Source organism: Pseudomonas sp. LAIL14HWK12:I10, from assembly GCF_900184205.1.
Lineage (GTDB): Bacteria > Pseudomonadota > Gammaproteobacteria > Pseudomonadales > Pseudomonadaceae > Aquipseudomonas > Aquipseudomonas kermanshahensis.
Genome location: NZ_FXWU01000024.1, coordinates 1 through 17,568, shown reverse-complemented (window position 1 = coordinate 17,568; position 17,568 = coordinate 1). Strand labels below are relative to the sequence as shown.

The 17,568-nt window shown below is 66.1% G+C and carries 5 protein-coding genes; 4 read left to right on the top strand and 1 reads right to left on the bottom strand.

The genetic code is table 11. From position 1 onward, the window contains the following. From QOS90_RS27270 to QOS90_RS27255, 4 genes are all read left to right on the top strand, one after another. Positions 1-11,463: BapA/Bap/LapF family large adhesin (locus QOS90_RS27270; protein WP_256577573.1), on the top strand; the 11,463-nt coding region annotated here is incomplete at its 5' end. A 63-nt stretch (positions 11,464-11,526) separates the two neighbouring features. Beyond that, complete coding sequence (locus tag QOS90_RS27265) at positions 11,527-12,963, top strand: TolC family outer membrane protein (RefSeq protein WP_027595499.1); 1,437 nt, start codon at positions 11,527-11,529, stop codon at positions 12,961-12,963. After that, positions 12,960-15,122 (top strand): type I secretion system permease/ATPase, encoded by a 2,163-nt coding sequence (locus tag QOS90_RS27260; protein WP_085274402.1) that lies wholly within the window; start codon positions 12,960-12,962, stop codon positions 15,120-15,122. The genes QOS90_RS27265 and QOS90_RS27260 overlap by 4 nt, the downstream gene beginning before the upstream one ends. Beyond that, the gene (locus QOS90_RS27255) at positions 15,119-16,303 is read left to right on the top strand and encodes an HlyD family type I secretion periplasmic adaptor subunit (RefSeq protein WP_085274401.1); all 1,185 of its coding nucleotides are present in this window, start codon (positions 15,119-15,121) and stop codon (positions 16,301-16,303) included. The genes QOS90_RS27260 and QOS90_RS27255 overlap by 4 nt, the downstream gene beginning before the upstream one ends. Positions 16,304-16,344: 41 nt before the next feature. On the opposite strand, the gene QOS90_RS27250 is transcribed toward QOS90_RS27255, so the two are convergent. Further along, positions 16,345-17,316, bottom strand: a complete 972-nt coding sequence (locus QOS90_RS27250) for an IS110 family RNA-guided transposase (protein WP_085274400.1) — start codon at positions 17,314-17,316, stop codon at positions 16,345-16,347. Between the last annotated feature and the right edge of the window lie 252 nt (positions 17,317-17,568).

Below are 17,568 nucleotides of genomic sequence, written 5' to 3'. Positions count from 1 at the left end.
GGCGTCACCCTCACGGGTAGCGGCGAACCGGGCGCCACCGTGCAGGTGCGCGACGCTGCGGGCGACATCATCGGTACCGGCCTGGTCAACGAAAATGGCAGCTTCAGCCTCACCTTGTTCCCAGCTCAGGCCAATGGCGAAGTGCTGGATATCCGCCTGGTGGACGCCGCCGGCAACACCTCGACCCCGCTGCCATTCGATGCACCGGACATCACCGCGCCGGCTGCCGTCAGCGACATCGTGGTCGGCACGGGTGGCCTGGCCCTGAGCGGCCGTGGCGAAGCGGGGGCCAACGTCGAAGTGCGTGACGCCCTCGGCACGGTCATTGGCACCGGCACTGTCTTGGCCAACGGCACCTTCCTGATCGACCTCGACCCGGCGGCACTGCCAGGCGAGCGCCTGAGCCTGGTGCAGACCGACGCGAGCGGCAACGCCTCCGAAGCCCTGCAATTCGATGTCCCTGTGACCACCGCGCCGGCCAGCCCGAGCGAGCTGGTGGTCGCCGAAGACGGCACCAGCATCAGCGGGTCCGCCCCGGTCGGCAGCCGCGTGGAGGTCCACGATGCTGACGGCAACGTGGTCGGCAGCGTGGTGGTCGGCGCCGAAGGCACCTTCACCGTCGTGCTCACGCCACCACAAGCCAACGGCGAACTGCTGGATGTAGTGGCAATCGACAGCACCGGCGCATCGTCCCTGCCGGTACAAGTCAACGCACCGGACATCACTGCGCCTATCACACCTACCGAACTGGCCGTCAGCACCGATGGCAGCGTGGTCACCGGGCGTGCCGAAGTGGGCAGCACAGTGCGCGTCCTGGCGGCCGATGGCACCGAGCTGGGCAGCGTTCTGGTCGGCCCGAGCGGTGCCTTCAGCATCACCCTTACCCCGGCACAGGTCGATGGCGAACAGCTGCAAGTCACGGCCACCGATACCGCAGGCAATACCTCGACAGCCGGCAGCGTTACCGCACCGGATATCGACAATGGCGACACCACGCCACCAGAGCCAGCCACCAACCTGGTAGTCAGCAATGATGGGCTGACCCTCTCTGGCCGCGGCGAACCTGGCGCGACCGTGGAGGTTCGCAACGATCAGGGCCAGGTGGTGGTCACGGGAACGGTACAACCCGGTGGCGACTTCACCGTGCAGCTGCCCTCCTCGGTTGCAGACGGCTCGTCGCTGCAGGTGACCTTGACCGATGCCGCTGGCAATACCTCGCAGCCGAGCTCGGTGCTCACACCGGACCTCGCCGCGCCGCTGCAACCTACCGACCTTGTCCTCAGCGAGGGCATCAGCCTGACCGGTAGCGCCGAACCTGGCGCCCGAGTGAACGTCCACGACGCGTCAGGCAACTTGATCGGCAGCGCCATCGCCGAGCCCGACGGCACCTTCACCCTCACCCTGGACCCGATCCAGGCCAATGGCGAAACCTTAGCCATCACCGTGGTCGATGCCGCGGGTAACACCTCGGTGCCACTGAGTTACGTGGCAGCGGACATCACCGCACCGGCGATCATCACTGACGTCGTCGCGGGTGCCGGCAGCCTGGCGGTCTCCGGTCGCGGCGAAGCCGGCGCCAAAGTGGAGGTGAAAGATGCCGATGGCACTGTCATCGGCAGCGGCACCGTCGCCCCGAACGGCACCTTCGTGGTTGACCTCGAAACGCCGCTGGCGGCAGGCCAGGCCATCGTCCTGGTGCAAACCGATGCTGCGGGTAATGAGTCGGTGGGCATTGCCGTCATCGTTGCTGATGCACCGCTGCCCGAAAGCCCGAGCGGGCTGGTACTGGCAGCCGACGGTTCGTCCATCAGCGGCAGTGCCCCTGCGGGCACGCAGGTCGAGGTGCGCGACGCACAGGGTAATGTGCTGGGCAGTGCCCAGGCCGGCCCTGGTGGCGCCTTCACCATCGGCCTCACGCCAGCGCAGGCCAACGGCGAAACACTGGATGTAGTCGCCATCGATGCCGATGGCAACAACTCGCTGCCGACCCAGATCATTGCCCCTGATATCACCCCGCCGAACCAGGCCAGCGACCTGCAACTGAGCGCCGATGGCAGCACCCTCACCGGTCGCGGCGAGCCTGGCACCACCGTGCAGGTCACCAACGCCCAGGGCGATGTGCTGGGCAACGCCCAGGTCGGTGCCAATGGCGTCATCAGCGTGGTCCTGACCCCGCCGCAAACCGACGGCCAGGAACTGGACGTGACCCTGCGCGACGCCGCAGGCAACACCTCTACCGCAACCGTCAACGCGCCCGACCTGGACGGCCCGCTGCAGCCTTCGGGCCTGGCCATCGACACCAACGGCCTCCACCTCACCGGGCAGGGCCAGAGCGGCTCGACCATCACCGTGCGTGCAGAAGATGGCACCATTCTGGGCACCACCACGGTGGGTGGCGACGGCCGCTTCGACGTCACCCTCAACCAGCCTCAGCGCAATGGCGAAAGCCTGACCGTGGACGCCACCGACAGCCTCGGCAACAGCGCAGGCCCGGTCAACTTCACGGCGCCTGATACCACGCCACCGCAAGCGGTTGGCGAGGTAGCCATCGATGGCGCGGGCCTGACCGTCACCGGCACCGGTGAACCCGATGCAACTGTGACCGTACGCGCGCCGGATGGCAGCGTGCTGGGCACGGTCGTGGTCGGCGCTAACGGCGCGTTCGAAATCACCCTGGACCCGCCGCAGACCAACGGCCAGGCACTGACCGTGGAACAACGCGACCCAACCGGCAACCTGTCCACCGCCGTCACCCTGCCGGCACCCGACAGCGAGGCACCGGATACCCCGACAGGCACCACGTTGTCCGCTGATGGCCGAACCCTCACCGGCACCGGTGAACCCGGTGCGACGGTAACCGTGACCGGCACGGCTGGCGCAGTCGTGGGCACCGCCGTGGTCGAGGCCGATGGTAGCTTCCGCGTGACCATCGACCCGCCACAGCTCAATGGCCAGACCCTGTCCGTCACCCAGGCCGACAGCGCCGGCAATGACTCCCCCGCCGCCCTCGTGACCGCACCTGATCTCGAGGCACCGGAAGCTGCGCAAGGCCTGGGCCTGGACCCGACAGGCACGGAACTCAGCGGCCAGGGCGAACCGGGCAGCACTGTGGAAGTACGCAACGCTGCCGGGGACTTGCTGGGCACCATCCCGGTGAATGGCGACGGCACCTTCACCGTCACCCTCACACCCGCCCAGACCAACGGCGAAGTGCTGTCGGTGGTATTGATCGATAACGACGGCAATGCCTCGCCATCGGCCACCTTCACGGCCGATGACAGCACGGCACCCACCGCGCCGGCCGGGCTTACCATTACCCCGGGCGGCAACGCCATCCAGGGTACCGGTGAGGCAGGTTCGACCGTCGAAGTGCGCGCCCCTGACGGCAGCCTCTTGGGCGCTGTGGTTGTGCCAGCAGGCGGTAACTTCACGGTGCCGCTGTCCCCTGCACAACTCGATGGCCAGGCGCTGGAGGTCACCTTGACCGATGCCGCGGGCAACGAGTCCCTGCCCACCCAGATCATTGCACCGGACATCACCCCGCCGGCACTGCCCACCGAGGTGGAGGTCAGCCCGGATGGCACCACCGTGACCGGCAACGCGCCGGGCGCAACGACGGTGACGGTGCGGGATGCAGCCGGCAACGAGACCACCGAGCCGGTGAACCCTGACGGCAGCTTCAGCGTGACGCTGCCGACTCCGCAGACCAACGGTGAACCCGTGACCGTGGTAGTCAGCGACGGGGCCAATAGCTCTGCGCCCATCACCGTCACGGCACCCGATACCACCGACCCGCTCCCGGCCACGGGGGTCACCGTCAGCCCGGATGGCAGCGTGGTCGGCGGCGGCGCCGAACCTGGCAGTACAGTCGTCATCCGCAACCCGGATGGCAGTGAACGCGGCAGCGAAACCGTCGGGCCGGACGGCACCTTCGTGGTACCCGTCACGCCGCCACTGGCGGAGGGCGAAACCGTCGACGTGGTGGTGATCGACCCTGCCGGCAACGAGTCCACCCCCGTTTCGCTGGAGGGCCCGGATGGCACCGAAGCCGTTACCCCAAGCGGCCTTGCCATCAGCGCCGACGGCTTCCTGCTCACCGGCCAAGGCACCGTCGGGTCACTGATCACCGTAACCTCGGGCGGCATTACCCTGGGCACGGCAACGGTGGGTAGCGATGGCACCCTCCGGGTGTTCTTCCAGAATGCCCAGCTCAATGGCGAGACCTTGGTGGTCACCGCGCGCACCACGGTCGATGGCGACCCATCGGTACCCGCCACCCTCGTGGCCAACGACACCACCGCGCCAGCCGCCCCGATCGTGGATGGCATCGACCGCACCGGCAGCACGCTGACCGGCCATGGCGAAGTGGGTGCGACCGTACGTGTGGTCAATGCCCAAGGCGACGTGCTTGGCACTGCCACCGTCGGCAGCAATGGCTTGTTCAGCATCAGCTTCGCGCCACCGCTGACCAATGCCCAGAACCTGATCGTCACCCAGGCCGATGCGGCCGGTAACGTGTCGCTCGCAGCCACCTTGCAGGCCCCTGACCTGCAGGCGCCGCTGGCGGCCAGCAACCTCAGCCTCAACAGCGCGGCCACCGTGCTCAGCGGCGAAGGTGAGGCCGGTGCCACCGTCACCGTACGCGATGCCAGCGGCGCCATTCTGGCCACCGGCACCGTCAACCAACTCGGCCAGTTCCAGATCACCCTGCCGAGTGCGCAAACCAGCGGCAGCCCGCTGCAGGTCACGCTCAGCGACGCCGCCGGCAACATTTCTGGCCCGGCCAGCCTGGCGACGCCAGACCGCACGCCGCCTGCAGCCATCAGCAACCCCGTACTGAGCCAGGACGGCAAGCAGCTGTCGGGCAGCGGTGAGGCAGGCGCCACCGTCCAGGTGCGCAATGCCGCCGGGACCGTGCTCGGCACGGCCGTGGTTGGGGCCGATGGCCGCTTCACGGTGGTCTTCGACACCCCGCAAGCCACCGGCCAGGCCATCGGCGTTACGCAGGTGGATGCGGCTGGCAATACCTCGCCAGCGGTCAATGTCACCACCCCTGACCTGACCCCGCCAGCGCCGCTGACCAATGTGGTGCTGAACAACAACGGCCTGACCCTGACCGGCCTCGGCGAAGCCGGCGCCACCGTCACCGTGCGCGGCCCGGATGGCACCATTATCGGTACCGGCCTGGTAAGCGCCAACGGCAGCTTCACCCTGACCCTGGACAACGCTCAACTCAACGCCCAGCACTTGAGCGTGACCCAGACCGACACAGGCAATAACACCTCCACCGCCGTGGCGGTCACCGCGCCGGACTTCACCCCACCGCCTGCCCCAACCGCGCTGGCCTTGGCCGCCACTGGCCTGCAGTTGACCGGCAGTGCGGAAGCCGGCAGTACCGTGACCGTGCGCGATGCCTCTGGCAACGTGCTGGGCACTGCGGTAGCTGGCAGCAACGGCACTTTCCAGGTCACCCTGAACAGTGCCCAGACCAATGGCCAGACCTTGCAGGTAACCGCCACCGATGCCGCAGGCAACGTGTCGCCGGCCGCGCCGTACACCGCAGCCGATACCACGCCACCCGCCGCAGTCGCCAACCTGGCGGTCTCCGCCAATGGCGCGACCCTCACCGGTACCGGCGAAGCCAACGCCACGGTCACCGTTCGCGCACCGGACGGTACCGCACTGGGCACGGCCACGGTGGGCGCCGATGGCAGCTTCACGGTCAACCTGTCACCTGCCGCCATCACCGGCGAAAGCCTCAGCGTGGTGCAGGCCGATGCCGCGCAGAACGTTTCACCTGCACAGACCGTCACCGCACCGGGCATCCTGGCGCCAGAGACGCCCGACAACCTGGTACTGGCCGCTGATGGCCTGGTTGTAACCGGCACGGCAACGCCAGGCAGCACGGTCACTGTCTACGGCCCCAACGGCGTATTGCTGGGCACAGCCCCGGTCGCCAACGACGGCACCTTTACGGTCAACCTCGGCAGCGTCCAGGCCAACGGCGAAGTGCTGCATGTGAGTGCGGTAGGCACCGATGGCAGCACGTCGCTGCCAGCCACCCTGCAGGCACCGGACACCACGGCACCGCTGCCACTGGCCAACGTCGTGCTGTCCAGCGATGGGCTGGTCCTCAGTGGCCGCGGCGAGCCGGGTGCCACCGTCTCCGTGATCGGTGAAGGTGGCGTCGACCTCGGCACTGGTGTGGTCGATGCTAATGGCAACTTCAGCATCAACCTGGGCAGCGCGCAGATCAATGGCGAACAGCTCAGCGCCAGCCAGTCCGATGCCGCCGGCAACGAATCCAACAGCATCAGCCTTATCGCGCCGGACCGCGTGGCGCCCGATGCCGCCGAGAACCTGGCCTTTGCCGGTGGCGGCAGCCTGCTCAACGGTACCGGCGAAGCGGGCAGCACTGTGCGCGTGCTGGCCGCTGATGGCAGCGTACTGGGCACTGCGGTGGTGCGTGGCGACGGCAGCTTCCAGGTCGACCTCAACGCGCCTCAGGCCAACGGCCAGCAAGTGCAAGTCGTGCTGACCGATGCCGCTGGCAACCAGTCGGCTGCCAGCCCCATCACCGCGCCGGATACCACCCCACCCACCGCGCCAACCGAGCTGGCCATTTCCAGCGATGGCATCACCCTCACCGGCCGCGGCGAGGTCGGCGCGCTGCTGATCGTCACCGGGCCAGATGGCAGCGAGGTTGGCAGGGCCACTGTCGATGCCAGCGGCCATTTCACCGTGACCCTCAGCCCGGCACTGGGTAACAGCGAGCTGCTCAGCTTCACCCAGACCGACACTGCCGGCAACGTGTCGCCAGCGGCTACCCTGCTGACGCCAGACTTCACCCCACCCGCCGCGCTCACCGATGTCGACATCTCGCTCGACGGCAGCGTGGTCATCGGCCTGGGCGAAGCCGGTGCAACCGTCACCGTCAGCAACGCCGCAGGCGCGGTGCTGGGCTCTGGCATTGTACTGGCCGACGGCAGCTTCCGTGTCGAACTGACACCGCCGCAGATCAACTACGAAATACTGTCGGTACAGCAGGCCGACCCACCCGGCAACATCAGTGCGCCGGTCAACGTCAGGGCGCCGGACCTCACGCCACCGGAGGCAGCGACCGAACTGCGGCTCAACGCAGCGGGCGATCTGCTCAGCGGCGTCGGCGAAGCGGGTGCGACCGTTAGGGTCTATGTCGGCATCACGCAAATCGGCACGGTCCAGGTGGACGCGGACGGTACGTTCCAGGTCAACCTGAACTCGGCGCAGCTCAACGGGCAGGTGCTGCAAGTGACCCTGACCGATGGCCGCGGCAACATCTCGCCGATCAGCACGACCACGGCAGTAGACATCACACCGCCCGCCTCGGTGATCGCCACGATCAACGACAGCGGCACCCAGCTGATCGGCACCGGCGAACCCGGCTCACGGGTCACCGTGGTCAACAACCAGGGCGACCTGCTTGGCCAGGTCTCAGTCGACCCGGACGGCACCTTCGTGCTCGACCTGAACGCGGCGCAAATCAACGGCGAAGTGCTGACCCTCATCGCCCAGGACGCCACCGGCAACCCATCCGCACCACTGCAAGTGACCGCGCCAGACCTGACGCCACCGGTACAGCCGAGCGACCTGCTGCTCAACCCGGCCGGCACCTCGATGACGGGTACCGCCGAAGCAGGCACCACCGTCACCGTTCGCGGGCCGAACAACAATGTGGTCGGCGAGGTGGAAGTCCCTGCAAACGGCCAGTTCACCGTCACCCTCAACCCAGCCCAAAACAACGGCCAACTGCTGACCGTGGTGTCCACCGACGATGCCGGCAACAGCTCGCTGCCTGCCAGCTACCAGACCAACGACACCTCGCCACCTGCCGTGGTCACGGACATGGCCATCAACAACACCTTCGACGTGCTGACCGGTAAAGGCGAGCCGAATGCAATCGTCACCGTCAGCCGCGGCGGCACTGTGCTGGGCACTGGCCAAGTGGATGCGGCCGGCAACTTCCAGATCACGCTGGTACCGCCTGCGGGTATTCTGGCTACGCTGGGGGTGACGCAATCTGACGGCTTCAACACCTCCGCGGTCGCGACCTATGTCACGCCATTGGTAGCACCACCCGTGCCGCCAACCAATGTGACCCTGGGCAGCGATGGCCTGACCTTGCAGGGCAATGCGCCGAGTGGTGTCGGTATCCGCGTCTACGATGCCGCCGGCAACCTGATCGGCACCGGCGGGGCCACCCTCAATGGCACCTTCACCCTGCAACTGAACGCGGCGCAGCTCAACGGCCAGCACCTGACCGTGACGGCTGTGGCGCTGGTGGGCGGCGAATCGCAACCGACCTTCGTGCAGGCCGCCGACATCACGCCACCGGCTAACCCGGTGGTAACCGGCCTGTCTGCCAACGGCCTGGTGCTGAGCGGTACCGGTGAGGCCGGGGCCACGGTAACCGTGCGCGACGCCAGCAACAACGTGCTCGGCACTGGGCAAGTGAATGCCGGTGGCGCGTTCAGCATCAACCTCAATACCCCGCAGCTCAACGGCCAGGTATTGGGCGTGAGCCAGGCTGACGCGGCAGGCAACGTGTCTGGCAGCACCAGCGTCACCGCCATCGACGTGCAGCCACCGGCCGCGCCGACCAACCTGCTCATCAATGGCGCTGGCACCGAGCTCACAGGCCGTGGCGAGGCGGGTGCAACTGTGACCGTGCAAGGCCCGAACGGCCCGCTGGGCTCGGCCGTGGTTCAAGCCGACGGCACGTTCACCATCACCCTGACCACACAGCAAAACGATGGGCAACTGCTGGTGGTGCGCCAGTCCGACCCTACCGGCAACCTGTCCAGCAGCGTCAACGTGACGGCGCCGGACACCACACCGCCAGCCGCGCCGCTGGCCACCATCAACGCCAACGGTACGGCCGTCAGCGGCTCTGGCCAGGTCGGCAGCACCGTGACGGTGCGCAACGGCGCAGGCACTGTCATCGGCACGGCCACGGTGGGCAGCAACGGCCTGTTCGTGGTCAGCCTGGCCGCGGCGCAGATCGACAACCAGGCCTTGAGCGTCACCCTCACCGACGGTGCAGGCAATGTCTCGACCGGCACTGCGCTCACCGCACCGGACCTGACCCCGCCTGCAGCCGCCGGCAACCTGGCGATCAGCGCCGACGGCAGCACCCTCACCGGTAGCGGCGAAGTGGGCGCCACCGTCACCGTGCGCAGTGCCAACGGCACCGTGCTGCAAACGGCGGTGGTACAACCGGACGGCAACTTCACCGTGACCCTGAGCCCGCCTCAGGACAACGGCCAGTTGCTGTCGGTGACCCTCAGCGACGGGCGCGGCAACGTGTCCGGTAACGTCAACATCACCGCACCAGACGTCGATGCCAACGCCCCGGTAATCGCCAGCGACAACCTGGTGACCGCCGAGGTCAACCTGGCACCGGTGGTCAGCTCGCGCAGCTATCAGGACAGCTTCACCACCTTGCTGGCAGGCTTCACCAAGACCTACACCTGGACGGTCGGTGCCGGCACCACCGTGGACCCAACGCTGACCCTGAACACCAGCAGCGCACTGTCGCTGCTCGACAACGCCACCTTCACCCTGCAAGTGAAGAACGCTGCCGGCAACTGGGTGACCTTGGCCACGGGCACCAGCCAAGGCCTGCTCGACCTCATCCTGCTGCCGCTGGGCCAAGGCATTCGTGTCGACATCGGCGAGCTGCAGGCCGGTGACTATCGCCTGACGGTCGGCAGTGGCGGCATCGGCCTGGTCACCAACGTGACCACCACGCTGGACATCGAGACCACCAGCCTCACGCAGTTCACCGGCACCGGCACGGCAAAAACCGGCAACGTCATTACCGACGTTGGCACCGACGGCAGCGTCGATGCCCTTGGCCCGGACAGCGCCGCCGTGCTGCAGGTGATGAAGAACGGCAGCTATGTGTCGGCGGGCAGCGCCACCACGGTGCAGGGCCTGTACGGCACCCTGGTGATCCGCGGTGACGGCAGCTACACCTACACGCCTAACGGCAGCCCCTCGAGCGTCGGCAAGGTCGATGTGTTCAGTTACCAGTTGCTGCACGCCAACGGCGCCTCCGATGCGGCCAACCTGTATGTGCGCATCGACAGCCCACAAGCCACGGAGATCTGGAGCGACACCAACTACAGTGCACCGGCCACAGTGCTCGACGCGGTCAACGACGCCGGCACCAGCCACCTCACCCTGGCCAACCGGGTGGACACCAGTACAGCCTCGCTGGGCACACTGGGCCTGCCTTTGATCGGCACACGCCAGGCCACCTACACCACCAGCGTTGCCGCCGACACCACGGCCAACCTGCAAGTGGTGGTCAACTCCACCAACTTGCTGAGCTTGCTCAATGGCACCACCATCGACCTGCTCAAACTCAACCCAGCGACCGGCCAGTACGTGCTGGTGCAGTCAGTCGGCGGCGGCTCGCTGATCAGCCTGCTCGGCGGTGGTGCGGGCTACACGTTCCAGAACCAGGGGGCAGGCACCTACCACGTGCGCGTCACCGCGGGCGGCATCGGCCTGGCCAGTTCGATCACCACCAGCGTCAACGCCACCACCACGCACCTGACCGAGTTCGTGGTCAGCGGCGCCACGGCGGTCACCGGCAACCTGTTGGCCGACGACAACCTTGGCTCGCCATTGACCGTGCTGAGTGTGATGACGGCGGCCAACACCTACACCATCCCGGGCTACAACGGGGTCAGTGTGGCGGGCAGCTACGGCACCCTGCTGGTGCAAGCAGATGGCAGCTACACCTACACCCTCAACGCCGGGCTGACCAATGCGGTGATTGGCCAGCATGAAACCTTCACCTACGAGCTGACCCACCCCAACGGCACCACCGACACCGCCAACCTGACCATCAGCCTGGACAACGCCGCCAACTTCACGGCCACCAGCTCGCTGCTGGCCGACAGCGGTGACGAAGGCGTGGCACTGGCCAGTCTCGCGGCCGTGGCCTCCAGCGAAGTGATTGCCGGCACCGATGGCAATGACCACCTCGATGGCAGCCAAGGCGGCCACATCACCCTGCTGGGTGGTGCAGGCGATGACACCCTGGTGGTGGTCGACCAGAACTTCGCCAGCATCGAGGGTGGCAGCGGCAACGACACCCTGCTGTGGGGCGGCGGCGATGCCAGCATCGACCTGGGCAACCTGGTCGGACGGGTCCACGACATCGAAGTGATCGACCTCAACGACACCAGCTCGGTGGCGTTGACCTTGAACCTGGCGGACGTGGTCGCGATCACCGAAACCGGCAACGACACACTGGTCATCAAGGGGGATGAAAAGGACTCGGTTCACATGACGGACAACTGGGCGCTGGTCGGGAACCAAACTGCCGACGGCATCGACTATAACCAATACACGGCCCAGGAGGATCCGAGCCATCACCTGTGGGTGCAGAACGGTATCCATGTCGTCTGAGGCCGCTGCAATCCCGCCGGGCAATCGCCCGGCGGCAAGGACGAACAGCAGTAAGGGAACTATGTGAAGCGAAGCAGTCCGCTGTCACCGCTGTTGCTGGGGGCCTTCGGGCTCCTGGCCCTGAACTTCAACACGGCTGCCCAGGCAGCCGACGACATCGACCCACAACTGCGCCAGATCGGGCCTTCACTGCTACGTGATGCGCCCGACGCGGTGCCCGCCCGCCCACCTATCGGCATGGCCCCCGTCAGCAATGGCGACCGCCTCGGGCTGACCGAAGCGGTGCTGCAAGCCGCGCAATGGCACCCCAGCATCGCCGAGGCCATCGGCAACCTCTACAAGCAAGGCGAAGGCATCAACGTTGCCCGCGCCGGTTACTACCCGCAGATTTCCGGCGGTATCCGCACGGGCTATGACACTGGCTACGGCGGCGACCGCAACAGCCAGGCGCTCAACCTGTCGCTCAAGCAGATGCTCTACGACTTCGGCAAGGTCGACAGCGCCGTCAGCGCTGCCCAGGCCGCCGCCGCCCGCGCCCAGGCCAATATCCTTCTGGTGGTCGACGAACTGGCCCGCGACACCGCCTATGCCTGGGTCGAGACCCGCCGCTACGAGCAACTGATCACGATTGCCCGCGACCAGATCCGCGGGGTCGGCGACATCGCCGGCATGGCCCGCCAGCGCAGCGACATGGGCGCCAGCACCCGCTCCGACGTGGTGCAGGCCGAATCCCGGGTAGAGAGCGCCCGCGCCACCCTGGAGGAATACCAGTCTCAGTACGAACGCTGGCGCTCGACCCTGGCGTCATTGCTCGGCCGGGTCACCCCGCCCATGCTCGCCGAAGAGTCGCCCCCCGAGCTGAACCAGGCCTGCAAGCGCCCAGGGCAAGGTGATGACCGCCTGCCCGCCGTGTTGATGGCCTTGGCCCAGCGCGCCCAAGGCCAGGCCGAACTGGCCCAGGCCAAAGCCGAGGCCTACCCGACCGTGTCGCTGCAGCCGCAGGTCAACCACTACCTGGACAACGACTACAACCGCGACAACTCACGCATGGACCGCACCCAGGCGGGCATCTACCTGAACGTCGAGGTGCCCATCTACCAAGGCGGTGCCATCAGCGCCCGCACCCGCGCTGCGGGCCACTCGCTGACAGCTGCCGACTCGGCCGAAGATGCCGCACGCTTGCAGGCACGCCGTGGCCTGGCCGAGGCCATGGCGCAGACCTCGGGGTTGGGCCGTCGGCTGAGCTCACTCGAAGCCCGCCAGGTCAGCATTCAGGAGGCGCGCATGCTTTATGGCCGGCAGTACCTGGACCTTGGCACCCGGCCCCTGCTCGACCTGCTCAACGCCGAGCAGGAAATCTACCAGTCTCGTTTCGAACTCGCCGGCACCCGCTCCGACTTGCTGCGCCTGGATGTCGACTGCCTTTACAACACCGGCGCCCTGCGCACGGCCTTTGGCCTAGAAGGGCGTAACCTGCAAGGTGTGGAGATCCAGCCATGAACGAAACCGTCAATGTGACCCTGCCGAGCCAGGCCCCGGAGCAAACGGCCAACGCTCGCCCCGACCTGGGGCCTTGGCTTGAGGTCATGCTTCAGGTCGCGCACCACTATCGCCTGGACGTCTCGCCCCAGCGCATTCGCCTGGCGGCCGTCGAAGATGCCCGCCCGCTGGATGAGATTCTCCGCCACATGGCACGCCAGGCCGGCCTGGCGCTGCGCTTCGTGCGCTTCGATGCCAAAGGCCTGCGGCAGTGGCGCACGCCGCTGGTGCTGGAACTCGACGATGGCCAGTTGGCAGTGGTCGAATCGGTGACCGAAGATGACGACCTGGCGGTGGTCTTCGCAGGCGACCAGGGCCTGACTTCGCGCCTGCCCCGCGACACGCTCAAGGGGCGCATCACCCGGGTCGCCCTGCTGCGCCCGGCGCGGCCATTGCGCGATGTGCGCACCGACGACTACACCGCCCCTTACGATCGCCACTGGTTCGCGCGTATCGTCCTGCGCGACCTGCGGCCCTATGGGCAGGTGATGGTCGCCTCGCTGGTGGCCAACGTGTTGGCCCTGGCCGGGGTGCTGTTTTCCATGCAGGTCTACGACCGAGTGATCCCCGCCGAATCCCTGCCGACGCTGTACGTGCTGTTTGGTGGCGTGGTGCTGGCGCTGGTGTTCGACTTCAGCATGCGCCTGCTGCGCCTGAAGGTCACCGACCTGCTGGGCAAACGCGCCGACTTGCGTGTCTCTGACCTGGTCTATGGCCATGCGCTGCGCCTGCGCAACTCGGTACGGCCCAAGTCCACTGGCTCGTTCATCTCGCAGTTGCGCGAGCTGGAGTCGATCCGCGACCTGATCACCTCGAGCACCGCCACCGCCCTGGCCGACCTGCCGTTCTTCCTGCTGTTTCTGTTCGTGTTCTGGCTGATCGGCGGCGTGCTGGTGTTCATCCCGCTGGTGGCGTTGCTGGCCATGGTGCTGCCCGGGCTGCTGGCGCAACGGCGCCTGGCACGCCTGGCCAATGCCTCGATGCGTGAGTCGGCGCTGCGTAACGCCATGCTGGTGGAAAGCATCCAGGGCCTGGACGAGATCAAGGCGCTGCAAGCCGAGGCCCGTTTCGAGCGGCAATGGAACCAGTACAACGCCGCCTGCGCCCACACCAACCTGCGCCTGCGTACCTTGACCAATGGCTTGGTGACCTGGACGCAGAACGTGCAGGGCGCGGTGTTCGCCGTGGTCATCGTCATCGGCGCACCCATGGTGATCGCCGGCGACCTCACCACCGGTAGCCTCGTGGCGGCGTCGATGCTGTCGTCGCGCATGATGGCGCCGCTGGCACAGCTGACCCATGTGCTGACCCGCTGGCAACAGGCCAAGGTGGCCCTGCAGGGCTTGGACAAGTTGATGCAGTCACCGGTCGATCACCCTGAAAACGAAGCCCGCGTGCACCTGCCGGCCATCCGCGGCGAGTACCAGCTGCGCCAGGCCAACTTCCGCTACAGCGCGGAGGCGCCTCCCGTCCTCACCATCGGCCAGCTGGACATCCAGCCGGGTGAACGCATCGCCGTGCTCGGCCGCAACGGTGCCGGCAAATCCACCCTGCTGCAGGCCCTGGGCGGCGCCATGGACCTGGTCCAAGGCGAAATCAACCTGGACGGCATCGCCCTGGCCCATCTCGACCCCGCCGACCTGCGCCGCGATGTTGGCTTGCTGCCGCAATACTCACGGCTGTTCCACGGCACCCTGCGGGAAAACCTGACCCTGGGTGCCGGCCAGGCCAGTGACCAGGAGTTGGTCGCGGCGCTGGCCGCCACCGGCGCCTTGGAGTTCGTGCGCAGGCTACCCAAAGGTATGGACCACCTGATTCTGGAAGGCGGTGTCGGCTTGTCCGGCGGCCAACGCCAGGCCTTGGTGCTGTCGCGCCTGCTGGTGCGTCAGCCGCAGGTGCTGTTGCTGGACGAGCCGACCGCGTCCCTCGACGACATGACCGAACGCAAGTTGCTGGATAACCTCGACCGCTTCTGCCAGGGCCGCACCCTGGTAATCGCCACCCACCGCCTGAGCGTGCTGCAGCGGGTCGACCGGATTATCGTGCTGGATGGCGGCCGCATCGTCATCGACGACAACCGCGATGCCGCGTTGGCCAAACTGCAAGGAGCCCAGGCATGAGCAACCATGAACTCCCGGCGTCCTACCTGGACGGTCAGGATGACCAGGCAGTATTCCGCGCCGGCCGTATCATCACCATCTGTGCGCTGATGCTGGCAGCGTTTCTGGCCTGGGCGGCCTGGTTCGAAGTCACTGAAGTTTCCACCGGCACCGGCAAGGTGATCCCCAGTTCGCGCGAGCAGGTGATCCAGTCGTTCGAGGGTGGCATCGTCGCCCAGATGAGCGTGGCCGAAGGTGACCTGGTCGAACGCGGTCAGGTGCTGGCCCAGCTCGACCCAACCAAGACCGCCTCCAGTGTCGGCGAGAGTGAAGCCAAGTACCGCGCGGCCAAAGCCAGCCAGGCCCGCTTACGTGCAGAGGTCACCGGTAAGCCGCTGGTGTTCCCCGACAGCCTGCGCGACTCCCCCGACCTGGTCGACGCCGAAACCGCGCTGTACCAGACCCGCCGCCGCGGCCTGGAACAGACCCTGGCCGGTATCGACGATTCGCTGCAGCTGGTGCGCAGCGAACTGAAGATCACCGAGAACCTGGCGAAGATGGGCGCTTCAAGCCGCGTCGAGGTGATCCGCCTGAACCGCCAGCGCTCGGAACTCGAGCTCAAGGCCAACGAAGCGCGCTCCGATTACCTGGTACGGGCCCGCGAAGAGCTGGCCAAGGCCAGCGCCGAGGCCGACAGCCTGTCCGAGGTGATCCGCGGGCGCAGCGACTCGCTGACCCGCCTGACCCTGCGCTCGCCGGTGCGCGGTATCGTCAAGGACATCGAGGTCAATACCTTGGGGGGTGTGGTCCAGCCAGGTGGGCAAGTGATGAAGATCGTGCCGATGGATGAACGCCTGCTGATCGAAACCCGCATCGCGCCCCGGGACATCGCCTTCATCCACCCCGACCAGGCCGCCAAGGTGAAGATCAGTGCCTATGACTACTCGGTGTATGGCGGGCTGGAGGGCAAGGTGGTCGGCATCTCGCCGGACACCCTGCAGGACGAGGTGAAGCCGGAGATCTACTACTACCGGGTGTTCATCCGCACCGAGCAGGACAGCCTGCAGAACAAGGCCGGCAAACACTTTGCGATCGTGCCCGGGATGATCGCCACGGTGGATATCCGCACGGGTGAAAAGACCATTCTGGATTACCTGATCAAGCCGTTGAACCGGGCCAGGGAAGCCCTGCGCGAACGCTGATGACCCGGTTATCCGATGCCCTGTAGATACCGTCTTGACCCTCAGCTCGCAAGAGCAATTTGGGGGTCAAACGGTTTGCCCGACTTCACTACCCCGTAAACCAGATGCAGCAGCTTGCGCATTGCCGCGCATACGATCTGCTTATACGCCTTATGCCGGCTGCTCAACCGCTCTGCCAGCGCCTTTACGACTGGGTTGTGCTTGATCGAGACAGCGCCTGACATCCACAAGCCCGCACGCAGCCGTGAGCTGCCTGTACGCGAAATGCTGCTCTGACCTGTGAACTCTCCCGACTGTTGCACCACGGGATTCAGGCCTGAAAACGCGACAATCGCAGAAGGGCTTTGGTATTTCAGTGGATCGCCGAGTTCGGCCAGCAGCAACGCAGCAGTGGTCTCGCCCAAACCGTCAATCGAAGTAATCAGGTCACGTCGGTTACGCAGATCTGGATCATCATCGATCGTCTGTTCAATGGCCTTCTTGGTCTTTTCCAGCTCTTCGGTGATGTGCCCGATTATGTCTCGAATCGATTGCTGTACCGCGTCCCGTGCGGCATCCAAGCGATTCTGCTCCATCTGGCGCATTTCCTTGAGGTCGTCCAGGCGTCGCACCAGAGCGCGCAAGCGGCGCTGTGCTGGGGGCTCAGGCTCCCACTGGCGAAGCGAGGCGGCGTTCTGTTGACTATAGGCAGCAATGACTTTGGCGTCAGCCTTGTCGGTTTTGACGCGGCGAAGCTCTACATCAGCGAATTTTGCGATCACAGCCGGGTTCAGAATGCACACCCGATAGCCTTGAGTGTGGCAGTGCTCGGCCAGGGCTTCGTGATAGGTGCCTGTGGCTTCCATGACAATCCAGGTTCCCGGCTCCGCATGGCGTTCAAGCCAGTCGCTGAACTGCGCGAACCCGCCGGAGTCATTGGGCAGTTTTGCCTTGGTACGCTTCTTCCCGTTAGGCAGCGTAGTGGCAATGTCGAAAGATCTTTTGGCGACATCAACGCCAACAAAAATGGACATGATCCTCTCCTTCAAACTACGAAAGTCGATCACCCTTCACTCTGTGCAACCTTGTTAATGCTTGCTCACGCCGGGGGCGGGCACTAGATACCGTTCGGACTTGTCGAGTGGGGTTGGAAGGCCAGAGCGCTATCTACAATACGGGCTCGATGCCCTCGGAGCAGCTCCGCTTCATGACCTTCCCTCGATGATCAGTCGAGAACTTTCGCTTCTTTGGAAGAGAAAGTCGAGATACAAGGAGCAGCCTTGTGC

Bases quoted from the DNA above. Each gene is read 5' to 3' on its own strand.
- QOS90_RS27260 (WP_085274402.1), top strand. From the start codon at position 12,960: ATGAACGAAACCGTCAATGTGACCCTGCCGAGCCAGGCCCCGGAGCAA.
- QOS90_RS27255 (WP_085274401.1), top strand. From the start codon at position 15,119: ATGAGCAACCATGAACTCCCGGCGTCCTACCTGGACGGTCAGGATGAC.
- QOS90_RS27250 (WP_085274400.1), bottom strand. From the start codon at position 17,316: ATGTCCATTTTTGTTGGCGTTGATGTCGCCAAAAGATCTTTCGACATT.